The sequence below is a fragment of the Arsukibacterium ikkense genome (assembly GCF_000987775.1).
GTDB lineage: Bacteria > Pseudomonadota > Gammaproteobacteria > Enterobacterales > Alteromonadaceae > Alishewanella > Alishewanella ikkense.
Window position 1 is genome coordinate 78,172 of the sequence record NZ_LAHO01000010.1, and the last position, 14,929, is coordinate 93,100.

Sequence of the window (14,929 nt, forward strand, 5' to 3'; positions counted from 1 at the left end):
TAAGCGGTAGCAAAGATTATGCAGAACAGATTACGGATATTTACCAGAGTTACCTCTATCGTGGTTGCGTTGCTGATTAGTGTATTCGCGCTGTTTAGTTCACTTGCTATAGCTTCGACCACGTTGCTGCCACAACAGCCGGTTACCGTGTGTGACGTGGCAATACAGCCAGATTGGCCGGTTAATTTTTCTGCAGCGGGGTGTCAGCAAATGCCGTTGTCCCGCGTAAATCCGCAGGGAAAAGTAATATGGTTGCGCCTTTCTTTACACCTTAACCAGCAGACATTGGCTCAGCTTGAGCCACCGTTAGCACTGTATTTAAATGCTAAAGCATCCAGTAGTACTTATTTAAACGGCTATCATCTGGGCAATAATGGCCTGCCCGGCAATCCGTCAGACGAAGTAGCCGGTGATATGGATGCACGATTTTATGTTCCGCTGGAACTGCTGCAGATTGGTGACAATCAGCTTGCTATTAAAATGTCTGCCCAACAGGGTGTACTGACACTGCCTGGCCCGATCCATTTTATCGGCCTCGGCCACTACAATGCGCCCCAGCATTATTTACAACGTTACAGCAATGGCATGCTGGTGCTGCTGGGCATATTACTGACCGCAACCCTGTATTTTGCCGTCCGCAGCTTGCAGCCATTACAACGTGTCCGCCATGTGCTGCTGGTACTAATGAGCCTGTTTGCCGCCTTGCAGTTGTTTAGCGAAATATCGCGCGGTTTATTTACCTATTCCTACCCACTACATGATCTGCGGCTGCTAATTATCACCGCAATGTCATTGGCATTCGGCCTTTGTTTGTTGATATTTATAGCGCTACGCTTTGCCAGCCGCTATGCCCTGCACTGGATTTATGCTGGCGCTATTGTTACTTTACTCACGGTATTGCTGATATCAGGCTTTGACAGTAAAACCACAGCGGCAACATTCTGTCCGGTGTTAATCTCTGCAGTACTGACCTTTTTGCATTGGTATCGGACTAAAGCCTTTCAATCCGCCGCAACATCAGCGGCCTTAGTACTGTTTTTAGTAGTAATGGTATTAACGGCTGCTTACTTTCATGAAACCTGGTACTTTGTGCTGATAACGCTGCTACTTAGCTTTTTATTTGCGCAGCAGGCATGGGACTTCAATCTTCAGCTAAGTAGCCGCCAACTTGACCAGGAAAAAATAGCCAAGCTCATGCTACGGCTGGAGCAGGATCGGCAACATACTAAACCTACAATACTGAAAATAGCCGGTGTGGGTAAAGTAGATATTATCAATACCGTCCAAATCAGCTTTTGTCAGGCAGCCGGTGATTACAGCGAAATTAATCTGACAGATGGCCGCCAGCATTTATACAGTGGCACCCTGAAAACCCTGGAGTCGGAGCTACCCAGTACTTTTTTGCGGGTGCATCGCTCTTACCTGGTTAATTTAGAACAAGTGAAACGGCTGACAACCAGCACAGACAAGCGTAGTGGCAGCGCGGCATCATTATTGTTAACTAATGGTCAGCAGATCCCGGTTAGTCGCCGCCTGATCCCTTCAGTGCGCAATGCGGTGACGGCAGAGCCAGGTTGAGCATAAAGATTAGATTAGCGGGTCACATTAAAAAAAAAAAAGACGCCGCAGCGTCTTTTTTAGTATCCGTAGCGCGCAGCTTACATGCTGATACCGCCGTCGATTTCTACTACCCGACCAGTGAAAAAGTCGTTTTCGAAAATGTACTTGGCGGTGTGGGCGATTTCGCTGGCCTCACCCAACCGGCCAACAGGCTTCATTTGCTCTAAGCGAAATAACAGACCCCATTCAGAGGAGTTACAAGCAAAATTTAAAATTAATATATTTGCAAAAAATATACAAATAATATAAATTTTAGCAATTTCTTTAAATGAGCTATCTCTTATGCGTTTAACAGATTCTGCTGCAATGCTCCTACTTAAATCACTACTCGCAATTATTTTTGTCTTTATGCCACTCCTCGCAAACTCAGAAGACTTAGCCATTAAAGCCGAGCAAGCCTTTTATGCAGGCGATCTCGTTGTTGCAAAAAACTATTATGCTGAATTAGCACAAACTGAACACCCAAATGCTCATTACTACCTCGGTCTTATCGAAAAAATGTCCAGTGCAAAGCAGCGAAACAGGAAAAATATGCTGGCACATTTTGAAAAAGCCGCGAGTCTGGGACATGCACTGGCAATGTGGGAACTTGGTATCGCTTATGAAGCAGGTGATGGTGTTGCTCAGAACCAATACATTGCTATGGATTGGTTTAGAAAATCAGAGCAACATTCTAACTTGCCAGATGAAACTGTTTTTTTTGTAACCGAGCCAGATGGTGCGTTAACCGAATATCAACCAGCAGAGTACTTTGAATATTTGCTAATGAAGGCTCAAGCTGGCGACACCGCTGCTCAATTCAGTGTTGCCGCTCTTTATGACAAAGGACAGCTTACCTCAGTTGATCGTAACGCTGCACTAAATTGGTATTTGGCCGCAGCACAAAGCGGCCATATAAGAGCGGCCTATATCGCCAGCTATTTTTACTGCAGGGGTGTTGTCGCTGAAAAAGAACCGGCAAAAGCAAACTACTGGGCAAGCAAAAGCAACTTGAACACCAAGTGCGAACATTAAGGAAGAAGCCCTAATCCGAGCCTATAGTAGGCTTGGCCACACGCTTGAAGAAATAAAAAGTGATATTGAAGCGGCTAAATATGAAGTTAATCGCAACCTTAACTTCCTTGAACGCAATCCGCAATTTATTCCCTGCCTATTTGGGCCTTGTGCGGGCATAAGAGGATTTTAATGTCACTTAAAACAGCTCAGGTAGCGTTTATTGGCTTAAACCTGCTGGCATGTATGGCTGTGGGTTACTTAGGGTATGACATATACCGGGTTGAACAGGCTATACGGCTTCAAGCAGAGATAATTTCATACGATTCTGGTAACAGTTTTCTATTGTTATCCTCAGTGTTCTGGTTATTCAGCCTGATCCAATTTTTGGGGCTAAGAAAAAGCAAAAGTATTGTTTTCAAACGCGCCAATGAATTTGTATTGGCCTGGTTTATTGCAACTTTGGTTATCGCCTACAGTATTCCTCAGTTACAGAAAAGCCGGTTTGAAAAAGCCAGTTATGTTGCGTGCGATAACCCCAGGTCAATTTCGAGGGTATCCAGAGGTAAAAGCCTGATTTATGTCAAAGTAAATGATAATCAGCTTGCGAGACTACCCGAAGGGGCAGATAAGAAATATGTTTGCCTGATGTTAGAACAAATAGCAGATTAAAACAAAAAAGACGCCGCAGCGTCTTTTTTAGTATCCGTAGCGCGCAGCTTACATGCTGATGCCGCCGTCGATTTCTACTACCCGGCCGGTAAAAAAATCGTTTTCGAAAATGTATTTGGCAGTGTGGGCGATTTCGCTGGCCTCACCCAACCGGCCAACAGGCTTCATTTTTTCTAAGCGGTCGCGCGCTTCTGGCTTCATCGCGTCGGTCATCGCGGTGCGAATAACGCCCGGAGCAATAGCACCGACCCGGATACCATAACGGCCGAGCTCACGCGCCCAGGTGACGGTCATCGCCACCACGCCGGCTTTTGAAGCGGCGTAGTTAGTCTGGCCCATATTGCCGCCACGGGCGACGCTCGACATATTAATAATAACACCCTTGGTACCGCGTTTAACCATAATGGCTGCAGCTTCACGGCCACACAGGAATACCCCGGTTAAGTTCACGTCGATAACCGACTGAAACTGCGCCAGTGACATTTTGCTGACTAGCTCGCCGTCTTTGTATTTCAGCAGCAAGCCATCGCGTAAAATACCGGCATTGTTAATCAGGCCGTCGATGCCGTTAAAGTCGTTATCGATTTGGCCAAAGGTTGCTTCTACCTGCGCTTCGTCAGCCACGTTGGCGCTGTAAGTATGCACTGTGGTGCTGGCTGAAAGCTCAGCCTTGGCCGCCGCTAACTGGTCGGCATTCATATCAATTAATGCCAGTTTGGCACCTGCAGCAGCACACATACGCGCCATTTCCAGGCCTAAACCTTGAGCGCCGCCAGTAATTACGATGGTTTTGTTTTGCAGCTTCATTCATTTTTTCCCGAACATCTTAAAAATACTGGAAAAATCCAGTTTGCCATTGCCAGCCCGCTGGTGGGTGACGTACAGGTTGCGCGCCAGGGCGCCCATTGGCGTACTGCTGCCACTCTGAGTAGCCGCTTCCAGTGCCAGGCCTAAATCTTTAGCCATTAAATCGACCATAAAGCCGCCCTGATAACCATTACTGGATGGCACATTCGGCAGTACATCCGGACAAGGGTTATATAGCTCCAGTGTCCAGTTCCGGCCCGAGCTTTTCAGCATAATCTCTGACAGGGTTTTCGGATCCAGACCATTATCGATACCCATTTGCAGCGCTTCAGAGGTACCTGCCATTAAAATACTCAGTAGCATATTATTGCAAATTTTTGCTACCTGGCCCGCCCCCACATCGCCGGCATGAAACAGGTTTTTACCCATATTACCCAGCACCGTTTTGGCATTCTCAAAATCGGCTGCAGTGCCACCAATAATAAAGGTTAAGGTGCCGGCTTTGGCACCGCCTACGCCACCGGATACCGGCGCATCAATAAAGGCAATGCCTTGCTCAGCCAAACCTGCACCCACTTTACGGGCGCTGTCAGCATCAATGGTAGAGCAATCAATAACCAGTGCCTGTTTGCTGATAGCACTGGCAATGCCCTGCTCGCCCAAATACAGGCCAATAACATGCTTGCCGGCGGGCAGCATGGAAATAACATAATCGGCACCCGTAACAGCATCTATGGCTGAGCTGGCAACCTTAGCCCCTTCAGCCTGCACCTGTGCCAGTGCAGCTGCAGATAAATCAAAAGCAGAAACATCGTGGCCGGCTTTAACCAGGTTGATGGCCATCGGGCCACCCATATTTCCTAAACCAATAAACGCAACTTTAGCCATGTTTAATTCCTTGCAGTTGTCTTGTTAAATTAACTATCTAACCGGCCTAGTTCTTTTAGCGGATGCTCATTTTCAGGCCATGGCGAGCTGAATAACAGCTCGATTACCGCTGCCGGCACCGCATCTACTGTCTGGTACTGCCAGGCGGGTGTTAAATCTTTATCAATCAGCAGCGCCCGCACGCCTTCCTGAAACTCGCCCAGCTGGCCGCACTGCACACTAATGCCCAGCTCCAGCCGGAAACTGTCGGCCAGTATTTTGCTTTGGCCCAATTGCAGCAGTTTAAACACAATGTGGGCGGTAATAGGGCTGCCATAGGCCAGTGACTGCTTGGCTTTTGCCAGCCATTTATCATCGCCTTCAATGCCATTAATGGCGCTAATCACCGCTGGCAAACTGCTAATGTCATGCAACGCAGTAATGGCACTCTGGTGCGGCCTGATCTGACTTAACGGCATTTTATGCCGACATTGCTCTTCAGCACTTCGCAGCATATCCGACAGCTTCTGATGATTCAGTGAGACCGTCTCGCCCCACTTCACAGTTAACAGTTTATCTAGCAGCGCGGCTTTATCTTCATGTTCGATAAAATGATCGGCCAGATGAATAAATTTAGCATCAGCGGCATTAATCGACGCGCCGGTTAAGCCTAAAAAGATACCGCAGCCCGGCGGCATCCGGTTTAAAAACCAGCTGGCACCGACATCAGGGTATAAGCCAATGGCCATTTCCGGCATGGCGATGCGGCTGGTAGCAGTAACCACCCGGTGCGAGGCGCCAGCCATCAGGCCTAAACCGCCGCCCATCACAATACCGTTACCCCAAACCAGCACCGGCTTGTCAAAGGTGTGAATTAAATAATCCAGGGTATATTCTTTGGTGAAAAACTCTTCCACATACGGATGATAATAATCGGGGCTCTCTTTCATTGCCTGGTATAAATCACGAATATCGCCGCCGGCACAAAAGGCTTTGTCACCGGCACCTTGCAGCAATACCATGGCAATGCTCGGGTCGTCTTTCCAGGCTTGCATCTGGGGTAATAACGACTCCACCATCGGCAAACTTAACGCATTTAACGATTTTTCTGAGTTAAGGGTAGCAACCGCAATTTTTTTGCCATTGTCAGCCGTAAGTTCCTGGTATAACACTACGTCTGTGCTCATGTTTATCACCCGTTTATCCAGTTAGCCTGGCGTTTTTCCAAAAAGGCCTGCACGCCTTCAACCTGATCTTTACTGTCGAACAAGCCAACAAACAGCTCGCGCTCCAACGGTAAGGCGGCGTTTATGCTGCCACTGCGCCCTTGCTGGATCAGTTTTTTACAGGCAGTTACCGCCACCGGGCTTTGGCCGGCCACTTTGTCGGCTAACGCCATTGCGGCCTCTAATACAGTACCGGTTGGCACTACTTCTTCTACCAGGCCTATTTGCAGCGCCTTTTCAGCGTTAAGCCGCTCGCCGCATAATATCATTCGCTTAGCCCAACCTTCACCCACCAGCCAGGCCAGGTTCTGGGTGCCGCCGGCGCAAGGCAATAAGCCTACTTTGGCTTCAGGCAGCGCCATTTGCGCTTGTTGCTCAGCAATACGGATATCACAGGCCAGCGCCACTTCTAAACCGCCGCCCATGGCATAGCCGTTAATAGCCGCAATCGACACGCCACGAAAGGCGCTTAAGGTTTGAAAAGCTTCGCCGAATATACGTGCCATATCACTGGCCACGGCTTTGTCGCCATCGGCAAACAGTTTTAAATCGGCGCCAGCTGAAAAGAATTTGTCACCTTCGCCGGTAATCACTAACGCATAAATATTTTTATCGTTGTTCAGGCTGATAACCGTGTCGCGCAGCTCGGTTAAGCTGGCGTGGGTCCAGGTGTTGGCTGGCGGGTTCGCCATGGTGATAAGCGCTGTGTGGCCGCGCTTTTCTAATTTTAATTGAGCCATTAATGTCTCCTTTTTTGGCAGTATGCAGGCAGGAGCTTAGGTAAAACCGGTTTGTTCACGCCGACACGCCGTAAACCCATCCCTGGGGGCTCGTTTCCGCCCGTCCAGGGCTTCAACGGTCGGCTTAGAGCAAACCGGTTTCACCTTTCAGTATTGTCCCTACACATTATCCGTTGTCTTGGTTACAGAATGTCGCCTGCGGCTTCATCCAGTAACCGCCGGCCTATAATCAGCCGCATAATTTCATTGGTACCTTCCAAAATCTGATGCACCCGCACATCACGGAAATGCCGCTCCAGCGGGTATTCCTTAATGTAGCCATAACCACCGTGCAATTGCAGCGCCTGGTCACACACCTGAAAGCCCACGTCGGTCGCAAAGCGTTTAGCCATTGCACAATAAGCGGTGGCTTCACCGTCTTTCTGGTCCAGTTTAAATGCCGCTAAGCGCACCAACTGGCGGGCCGCAACTAACTCAGTGGCCATATCGGCCAGTTTAAACTGCAATGCCTGAAACGCCGCCAGTGGCTTACCAAATTGCTGGCGCTCCAGCATATAGTTACGGGCGGTATTCAGCGCCTGCTGGGCGGTACCAATCGAACAGGTAGCGATATTAATCCGGCCGCCGTCCAGGCCTTTCATCGCAAAGCCAAAACCTTCGCCTTCGTTGCCCAGCAGGTAATGCGCAGGAATACGCACGTCTTCAAACGTAATTAAGCGGGTTGGCTGAGCGTTCCAGCCCATTTTCTCTTCCGCTTTGCCGTAAATGACGCCTTTAGCATCGGCCGGCACGATAAAGGCTGAAATGCCTCTCGGGCCCGCTTCACCGGTACGCGCCATTACCACTAACACTTCGGTTTCACCGGCGCCAGAAATAAACATCTTCGAGCCATTTAAAATGTAGTCGTTGCCATCTTTTTTGGCAGAGGTACGCAAACCCGCAGCATCCGAGCCTGAACCCGGCTCGGTTAAGCAATAAGACGCCAGCTTCTGGCCGGTGACCAAATGCTCTACCCATTCGGCTTTGGCGTTCGCCGTGCCCCAGGTGGCAATCATCCAGGTGGCCATATTGTGAATAGTTAACATAGCGGTAGTGGCAGTACAGCCCATCGCCAGTTGCTCGAAAATAATCGACGAATCTAAGCGGGATAAGCCCATGCCGCCATCTTCTTCGGCGGTATATAGCGAGCAAAATCCCAGCTCACCGGCTTTTTGAATCACGTCTTTCGGGAAATGATGGTCGCGGTCCCACTGGGCGGCATGTGGCGCCAGTTCTTGTTCGGCAAACTGTTTGGCCACATCAACAAAGGCTTGTTGGTCTTCTGTTAAATTGAAATTCATTGCTACACCTTTTCAGGTTGAGGTATTTTCACACCTGCATTTTTACTAAATAGTATTTACAGCGGGCTTAGGCACACTTTACACGCCGACACGCCATAAACCGTCCCTGGGGCTCCTTTCCGGCCATCCATGGCCTACAACGGTCGGCTTAGTAAAGTCTGCCACGCCGCTTAATTACTCTAAGCCCTGAGCCTAACGCAGGTTAATCGACATATTTGGGCCAGATACCGGAATATCGTCATCAAACCAACGGGCAGTAATGGTTTTGGTCTCGGTATAGAAACGCACCGCCTGTTTACCATAAGCATGCTGGTCGCCATAGAACGAGCCTTTCCAGCCGGTGAACGAGAAAAACGGCAGTGGCACCGGAATAGGAATGTTAATACCCACCTGGCCTACTTCCACTTCATGCTGATACTTACGGGCAGCAGCGCCGCTGGCGGTAAATATTGAAGTACCGTTACCGTATGGGCTGTCGTTAACTACTTTTAACGCTTCAGCCAGTGAATCCACCTGCATAGTGGTTAATACCGGGCCAAAAATTTCCTGCTTATAAATTTCCATCTCGGTGGTGACATTGCTAAACACGGTTGGGCCAACCCAGTTACCGTTCGGGTAGCCTTCAACGGTGCAATTTGAGCCATCCAGTACGCAGGTTGCGCCTTCTTTTTTGCCTTGCTCAATTAACGACAACACCCGGGCACGTGCCTGCGGGCTGATTTGCGGGCCATAAGCGGCATTCGGGTCGGTATAGACACCTGGCCGTACTTTGCCAATGGCAGCGGCCACTTCCGGGATCCACTCTGCGGCGGCACCAACAAACACGGCAACGGATATGGCCATACAACGCTGACCGGCTGCGCCGACTGAAGCGCCGACCAGGGCGTTTACTACCTGCTGCTTATTGGCATCGGGCATAATCACCATATGGTTTTTCGCGCCGGCAAAGGCTTGCACCCGTTTTAAATTATCAGTGCCGGTTTTGTAGATATACTGGCCCACGTTAACAGAGCCAACAAAGGAAATGGCTTTAATATCCGGGTGGTGCAGTATGGCATCGACCTGCTCTTTCGCGCCGTGCACTACTTGTAATACGCCTTTGGGTGCACCGGCTTTGACAAACAGCTCGGCAATTTTGTTTACCGTCATCGGGTCTTGCTCTGACGGTTTTAAAATAAAGGTGTTACCACAGGCAATGGCCATCGGGAACATCCACAATGGGATCATCGCCGGGAAGTTAAACGGGGTAATACCGGCACAGACACCCAGTGGCTGAATATAGCTGTAGGTATCGATACTGCGCGCCACGTTTTCAACCGTTTCGCCCATCATTAATGACGGAATATTAGCCGCTTGCTCGACCACTTCAATGCCACGCCAGACATCGCCTTTAGCGTCTTCTACTGTTTTACCCAGTTCCTGACAAATAATGTCGGCAATTTCGCCCTGATGCTCTTTTAATAAATGGGCAAAGCGCATCATTAAGCGGGCGCGCTCTGATACCGGCACTTCTTTCCAGGTTAAAAAGGCCGCTTTGGCCGATTCAACCGCGCGGGTCATTTCTTCAGGCGTGGCGCAAGGTACCTGCGCTATTACTTCCTGGGTGGCCGGGTTGGTGACGGGGATCAGTTTGTCACTGTTTGATGTGACGAACTCGCCGTCGATAAAATGCTTAACCTGTTGTGTCATCTTGCTTCTCCCGGTTGTTGGGTTTTGCCGCCGGCATTATTAAAATTTTTAATACACTATTTACGCCGCGGGTTGAGATTTACTCTCACGCTAAATTTGAGTTTGGTGCAAAGAGATCGGTTGCGATACCCGCTATGCTCACCACAGCAACTCGCTCGCTGCTTGCGCGCTCACTCAAACACTCTGTGGCTGCGCTATCGGGTTCCCAACCTCACTCTTATTTTTCGTGTCGATAATCTTTCTGAAAATCGTTATAAAACTTCTACGGCTAAGGCGACCGCTTCGCCGCCACCGATACACAGCGAGGCCACGCCTTTACTCAGGCCGCGCTGTCGCAGCGCATGAATAAGGGTAACCAGAATACGGGCGCCTGAAGCACCTATCGGGTGGCCCAGCGCACAGGCACCGCCGTTAACGTTTACTTTGGCGTGATCCAGGCCCAGTTCGTTAATCGCCAGCATGGTTACCATGGCAAAGGCTTCGTTAATTTCCCATAAATCGACTTGTTCTTTATCCCAGCCGGCTTTTTGCAGTACTTTTTGCATAGCGCCAACCGGCGCCACCGTAAACAGCGCCGGTTCCATTGCATTGGTTGCATGTGCTACTACCCGCACCAGTGGCGTTAAGCCCTGGGCCTTGGCATCTGCTTCACGCATCAACACCAGTGCGGCTGCGCCATCTGAAATAGAGCTGGAGTTCGCCGCGGTAATGGTACCGTCTTTGGCAAAGGCCGGGCGTAAGCTGGGTATTTTATCCAGTTTGGCATTACCTGGCTGCTCGTCCACCTTAAAGGTCACTTCGCCTTTACGGGTCTGGAAGGTTACCGGGGCAATTTCGGCTTCAAAAGCACCATTGCTAATGGCCTGCTGAGCACGGGTGGTAGATTGCACCGCAAAGGCGTCCATTTGCTCGCGGGTGATGCCTTTCTCATCAGCAGTGCCCTGAGCAAAACAGCCCATGGCTTTGCCGTCATAGGCATTTTCCAGGCCGTCTAACATCATATGATCTTTTATCTCGCCGTGGCCCATGCGATAACCAGCACGGGCTTTAGGCAACAGATAAGGCGCGTTGCTCATTGACTCCATACCGCCAGCCACTACTACATCAGCACTGCCGGCTTTAAGTAAATCGCTGGCCAGCATTACCGCCTTTAAGCCTGAACCACATACTTTGTTAATAGTGGTGGCACCGGCGCTTAACGGTAAGCCGGCTTTTAAAGTGGCCTGGCGTGCCGGGGCCTGGCCTAAACCGGCTGGCAGCACGTTACCCATAATCACTTCGCTGACCTTATCGCCGCTTACGCCAGCCTGCTCTAATGCCGCTTTAATCGCAGTTGCGCCCAGTACCGTGGCGTCAACTTCGGTTAAGCCGCCCATAAAGCCGCCCATGGCGGTGCGTTTGGCGGCAACGATCACAATATTGTTTGCTGAGTTATGTTCTTTATTGTCAGAAGCCATTTTGCTCTCCTGTATAAGGTTGGCCTGAAAAGATGCCCAAGAGCCTACACCAAATTTACGTTTACGCCAACGTCAACTATCTAACACTATGGTAGTGTCTGCTGGTTATAGTTCTGGAAATGGTGCAGTAAACTGTACAGTCGGATCAGTAAAATCTGGCATTTTTGCTTTACAAAGCCAGTCAAATCGCCCTTTTGTTCATTTCAAGCGCCCGCAGTCAGCTTTACCTTTACGTAAACTTCACTTATAGTTGATGGCGTTTTTCGGGAAGGCGGTTATGACAGAAAAAGAAGAAAAAACCTACAGTATCAGCGAGCTGGCTAAAGAGTTCGACATTACTACCCGCAGCATTCGGTTTTACGAAGATCAGCGGCTGCTTGCGCCGCTGCGTAATGGCCAGACCCGCATTTACAGTAAACGCGACCGGGTACGTTTAAAACTTATTTTGCGTGGCAAACGGCTGGGTTTTAGCCTGGCTGAAACCGGCCAGTTATTTGAGTTGTACGATGCTGACAAAAGCAGCGTCACCCAATTAAGTACCATGCTGAAATTAATCGAGCAGAAGAAAACCGAACTGCATCAGCAACTGGACGACATTAAAGTGGTGCTAATGGAGCTGGTCACCGTTGAAAAACGATGCCGCGACACCTTAGCCGACGCCAAACAATCCAAAACCGCTTAGGCGGTTTTCAGTATTTAGCAAACGGGGATTTACCATGATTAGCAGTTACAAAGGCCTTAACTTCGATTTAGGCGAAACCGTCGATATGATCCGCGAGCAGGTTAACGCCTTTGCCCGGGAAGAAATAGCACCGCGTGCTGAACACATTGACCAGGTAAACGAATTCCCGAATGAGCTGTGGCGCAAGTTTGGTGATTTAGGCCTGCTTGGCATTACCGTTGACGAAAAATACGGTGGCTCGGGGCTGGGTTATGTAGAGCACGTGGTCGCTCTGGAAGAAATTAGCCGGGCCTCAGCTTCAGTAGGCCTATCGTACGGTGCCCATTCTAATCTGTGTGTTAACCAGATTTTCCGTAACGGCACGGAAGAACAGAAAATGAAGTACCTGCCTAAGCTTTGCACTGGCGAGCATATCGGTGCCCTGGCCATGAGCGAGCCTAATGCCGGCTCGGACGTGGTAAGTATGAAGCTGCGCGCCGATAAAAAAGGCGATGTTTATGTCTTAAACGGCAATAAAATGTGGATCACCAATGGCCCCGATGCCCATACCTATGTGATTTACGCCAAAACCGACATTAATGCCGGCAGCAAAGGCATTACTGCCTTTATTGTGGAGCGCGGCACTAAAGGCTTTAGCACCGCTCAAAAGCTGGATAAGCTAGGCATGCGCGGTTCTAACACCTGCGAGCTGGTGTTTGTTGACTGCGAAGTACCGGCCGAAAACGTGCTGGGCCAGGTAGGTGGCGGCGTTAAAGTATTAATGAGCGGCCTGGATTACGAGCGCGTAGTGCTGGCAGCTGGCCCGCTGGGCATTATGCAAGCCTGTATGGACGTGGTAGTACCCTATATTCACGACCGCAAACAGTTTGGCCAGGCTATTGGTGAATTCCAACTGGTTCAAGGCAAACTGGCCGATATGTACACCCAGATGAACGCGGCTAAATCTTATGTTTATACCGTCGCTAAAGCCTGCGACCGCGGTGAAACCACCCGTAAAGACGCGGCTGCGGTTATTTTATATTCCGCTGAGCTGGCTACCAAGATGGCGCTGGATGCTATTCAGTTATTAGGCGGTAATGGCTACATTAACGAATACCCTACCGGCCGTTTACTGCGCGATGCCAAGCTATATGAAATTGGCGCCGGCACCTCTGAAATCCGCCGTATGTTAATTGGCCGCGAGTTATTTACTGAGTCGAACTGATATGAGCAAATTTATCAGCAAGGTTAATCCGCGTAGCGAAGAGTTTTTGAAAAACGCGGCGGCGATGCAGACCGTGGTCGACGATCTGAATGCTAAGGTGCAACAGATTAAACTGGGCGGCGGTGAGGCGTTAATTGCCCGCCACACCGCCCGCGGTAAATTATTTGTACGCGATCGGATCCAAAAGCTGCTCGACCCGGGCTCGCCCTTTTTAGAAGTGGGTCAGTTTGCCGGCTGGGAATGTTATGAAGATTATGTGCCCTGTGCTGGTGTCGTTGCCGGTATTGGCCGGGTTAGCGGTATTGAGTGCATGATTGTTGCTAACGACGCCACGGTAAAAGGCGGTACTTACTATCCGCTTACCGTGAAAAAACACCTGCGGGCGCAGGAGATTGCCGAGCGCTGTCACCTGCCCTGCATATATCTGGTTGATTCGGGTGGTGCTAACCTGCCGCGTCAAGACGATGTGTTTCCCGACAAACTGCACTTTGGCCGTATTTTCTTTAACCAGGCCAATATGTCAGCCAAAGGCATTCCGCAAATTGCGGCGGTGATGGGCTTATGTACCGCCGGCGGTGCTTACGTACCAGCGATGGCGGATGAGAGCATTATTGTTAAAGATCAGGGCACCATTTTCTTAGCCGGGCCGCCGCTGGTGAAAGCCGCCACCGGTGAAGAAGTGTCGGCAGAAGAGCTGGGCGGTGCCGATGTGCACTGTAAAATTTCCGGCGTGGCCGATCACTATGCCTTAAATGACGAGCACGCGCTGCAGCTGGCCCGTAATGCAGTATCCCGCTTAAACCGCCCTGCCGCAGAGCAAATGGATGTCAAACCCGCGCAAGAGCCTCTGTATGATGCCAAAGAGTTATACGGCATTGTTGGCACCGATTTACGCAAACCTTTTGATGTCAAAGAAGTGATCGCCCGGATTGTTGATAGCTCTGATTTTGACGAGTTTAAACAACTTTACGGCGCCACCCTGGTATGCGGTTTTGCACGGATTTTCGGTTATCCGGTAGGCATAGTTGCCAATAACGGGATTTTATTTTCTGAGTCGGCGCAAAAAGGTGCGCACTTTATTGAGCTGTGTGCCCAGCGCAAAATTCCACTGCTGTTTTTACAGAACATTACCGGCTTTATGGTTGGTAAAAAGTATGAAGCTGAAGGCATTGCCAAACACGGCGCCAAGATGGTGATGGCGGTAAGCTGTGCCAAGGTGCCGAAATTTACCGTGTTAATTGGCGGCAGCTATGGTGCTGGCAACTACGGTATGTGCGGCCGCGCTTACGACCCTACCATGATGTGGATGTGGCCCAATGCGCGCATTTCAGTTATGGGCGGCGAGCAAGCCGCCGGCGTAATGGCGCAGGTCACCAAAGATGGTTTGGCCCGTAAAGGCGAGACGCTGTCGGCAGAGGCGGAAAAAGCGCTGAAGCAGCCGATTATTGAGCAATACGAGAAGCAGGGCCACCCTTACTACGCCAGTGGTCGCTTGTGGGATGACGGTATTATCGACCCGGCCCAAACCCGGATGACAGTGGGTCTGGCGTTGGCGGCAGCTCTTAATGCGCCAATTGAAGAGACTAAGTTTGGTGTGTTTCGGATGTAGTTAGTTGCAAGGCGCTTCGGCCA

13 protein-coding genes are annotated in these 14,929 nt (G+C 50.1%); 6 read left to right on the top strand and 7 right to left on the bottom strand.

All coding sequences use genetic code 11. The annotated features are described in order from the left end of the window. Nucleotides 1–18 precede the first annotated feature (18 nt). From WG68_RS11190 to WG68_RS11205, 3 genes are all read left to right on the top strand, one after another. Entirely contained in the window at nucleotides 19–1,578 is a 1,560-nt protein-coding gene (locus WG68_RS11190) for a LytTR family DNA-binding domain-containing protein (protein ID WP_046557776.1), read from the top strand. Nucleotides 1,579–1,902: 324 nt separating this feature from the next. Continuing rightward, entirely contained in the window at nucleotides 1,903–2,634 is a 732-nt protein-coding gene (locus WG68_RS11200; protein WP_083981868.1) for a tetratricopeptide repeat protein, read from the top strand. A 171-nt stretch (nucleotides 2,635–2,805) separates the two neighbouring features. Next, on the top strand, nucleotides 2,806–3,285 hold the full coding sequence (locus WG68_RS11205; RefSeq protein ID WP_046557779.1) for a hypothetical protein: 480 nt from the start codon (nucleotides 2,806–2,808) through the stop codon (nucleotides 3,283–3,285). A 48-nt stretch (nucleotides 3,286–3,333) separates the two neighbouring features. On the opposite strand, the gene WG68_RS11210 is transcribed toward WG68_RS11205, so the two are convergent. From WG68_RS11210 to WG68_RS11240, 7 genes are all read right to left on the bottom strand, one after another. Next, nucleotides 3,334–4,092, bottom strand: coding sequence for an SDR family oxidoreductase (locus WG68_RS11210; RefSeq protein WP_046557780.1), 759 nt, complete (start codon nucleotides 4,090–4,092; stop codon nucleotides 3,334–3,336). Continuing rightward, the gene (gene mmsB / locus WG68_RS11215; RefSeq protein WP_046557781.1) at nucleotides 4,093–4,980 is read right to left on the bottom strand and encodes a 3-hydroxyisobutyrate dehydrogenase; all 888 of its coding nucleotides are present in this window, start codon (nucleotides 4,978–4,980) and stop codon (nucleotides 4,093–4,095) included. It abuts the gene before it with no gap. A 29-nt stretch (nucleotides 4,981–5,009) separates the two neighbouring features. Further along, nucleotides 5,010–6,146, bottom strand: a complete 1,137-nt coding sequence (locus tag WG68_RS11220; protein ID WP_046557782.1) for an enoyl-CoA hydratase/isomerase family protein — start codon at nucleotides 6,144–6,146, stop codon at nucleotides 5,010–5,012. A gap of 5 nt (nucleotides 6,147–6,151) precedes the next feature. Then, the gene (locus tag WG68_RS11225) at nucleotides 6,152–6,925 is read right to left on the bottom strand and encodes an enoyl-CoA hydratase (RefSeq protein ID WP_046557783.1); all 774 of its coding nucleotides are present in this window, start codon (nucleotides 6,923–6,925) and stop codon (nucleotides 6,152–6,154) included. 182 nt (nucleotides 6,926–7,107) lie between these two features. Further along, nucleotides 7,108–8,265: an acyl-CoA dehydrogenase family protein gene (locus tag WG68_RS11230; protein ID WP_046557784.1), complete on the bottom strand. Its 1,158-nt coding sequence runs from the start codon at nucleotides 8,263–8,265 to the stop codon at nucleotides 7,108–7,110. A gap of 192 nt (nucleotides 8,266–8,457) precedes the next feature. Then, complete coding sequence (locus tag WG68_RS11235; protein ID WP_046557785.1) at nucleotides 8,458–9,954, bottom strand: CoA-acylating methylmalonate-semialdehyde dehydrogenase; 1,497 nt, start codon at nucleotides 9,952–9,954, stop codon at nucleotides 8,458–8,460. A gap of 251 nt (nucleotides 9,955–10,205) precedes the next feature. After that, a complete protein-coding gene (locus WG68_RS11240; protein WP_046557786.1) occupies nucleotides 10,206–11,411 on the bottom strand; it encodes a thiolase family protein in 1,206 nt (401 codons plus the stop codon). Between the two features lie 277 nt (nucleotides 11,412–11,688). Here WG68_RS11240 and WG68_RS11245 point away from each other — a divergent pair, with 277 nt between their 5' ends. Genes WG68_RS11245 through WG68_RS11255 form a run of 3 tightly spaced genes read left to right on the top strand, consistent with a single transcriptional unit; the run spans nucleotide 11,689 to nucleotide 14,906 of the window. Next, the gene (locus WG68_RS11245) at nucleotides 11,689–12,093 is read left to right on the top strand and encodes a MerR family transcriptional regulator (protein ID WP_046557787.1); all 405 of its coding nucleotides are present in this window, start codon (nucleotides 11,689–11,691) and stop codon (nucleotides 12,091–12,093) included. Between the two features lie 34 nt (nucleotides 12,094–12,127). Beyond that, nucleotides 12,128–13,297 (top strand): isovaleryl-CoA dehydrogenase, encoded by a 1,170-nt coding sequence (locus tag WG68_RS11250; RefSeq protein ID WP_046557788.1) that lies wholly within the window; start codon nucleotides 12,128–12,130, stop codon nucleotides 13,295–13,297. A 1-nt stretch (nucleotide 13,298) separates the two neighbouring features. Continuing rightward, nucleotides 13,299–14,906, top strand: a complete 1,608-nt coding sequence (locus WG68_RS11255; RefSeq protein ID WP_046557789.1) for a carboxyl transferase domain-containing protein — start codon at nucleotides 13,299–13,301, stop codon at nucleotides 14,904–14,906. Nucleotides 14,907–14,929: the final 23 nt, after the last annotated feature.

What these genes read in the sequence shown, in the direction of transcription:
- WG68_RS11190 (WP_046557776.1), top strand. Translation starts at nt 19, where the DNA reads ATGCAGAACAGATTACGGATATTTACCAGAGTTACCTCTATCGTGGTT.
- WG68_RS11200 (WP_083981868.1), top strand. Translation starts at nt 1,903, where the DNA reads ATGCGTTTAACAGATTCTGCTGCAATGCTCCTACTTAAATCACTACTC.
- WG68_RS11205 (WP_046557779.1), top strand. Translation starts at nt 2,806, where the DNA reads ATGTCACTTAAAACAGCTCAGGTAGCGTTTATTGGCTTAAACCTGCTG.
- WG68_RS11210 (WP_046557780.1), bottom strand. Translation starts at nt 4,092, where the DNA reads ATGAAGCTGCAAAACAAAACCATCGTAATTACTGGCGGCGCTCAAGGT.
- mmsB (WP_046557781.1), bottom strand. Translation starts at nt 4,980, where the DNA reads ATGGCTAAAGTTGCGTTTATTGGTTTAGGAAATATGGGTGGCCCGATG.
- WG68_RS11220 (WP_046557782.1), bottom strand. Translation starts at nt 6,146, where the DNA reads ATGAGCACAGACGTAGTGTTATACCAGGAACTTACGGCTGACAATGGC.
- WG68_RS11225 (WP_046557783.1), bottom strand. Translation starts at nt 6,925, where the DNA reads ATGGCTCAATTAAAATTAGAAAAGCGCGGCCACACAGCGCTTATCACC.
- WG68_RS11230 (WP_046557784.1), bottom strand. Translation starts at nt 8,265, where the DNA reads ATGAATTTCAATTTAACAGAAGACCAACAAGCCTTTGTTGATGTGGCC.
- WG68_RS11235 (WP_046557785.1), bottom strand. Translation starts at nt 9,954, where the DNA reads ATGACACAACAGGTTAAGCATTTTATCGACGGCGAGTTCGTCACATCA.
- WG68_RS11240 (WP_046557786.1), bottom strand. Translation starts at nt 11,411, where the DNA reads ATGGCTTCTGACAATAAAGAACATAACTCAGCAAACAATATTGTGATC.
- WG68_RS11245 (WP_046557787.1), top strand. Translation starts at nt 11,689, where the DNA reads ATGACAGAAAAAGAAGAAAAAACCTACAGTATCAGCGAGCTGGCTAAA.
- WG68_RS11250 (WP_046557788.1), top strand. Translation starts at nt 12,128, where the DNA reads ATGATTAGCAGTTACAAAGGCCTTAACTTCGATTTAGGCGAAACCGTC.
- WG68_RS11255 (WP_046557789.1), top strand. Translation starts at nt 13,299, where the DNA reads ATGAGCAAATTTATCAGCAAGGTTAATCCGCGTAGCGAAGAGTTTTTG.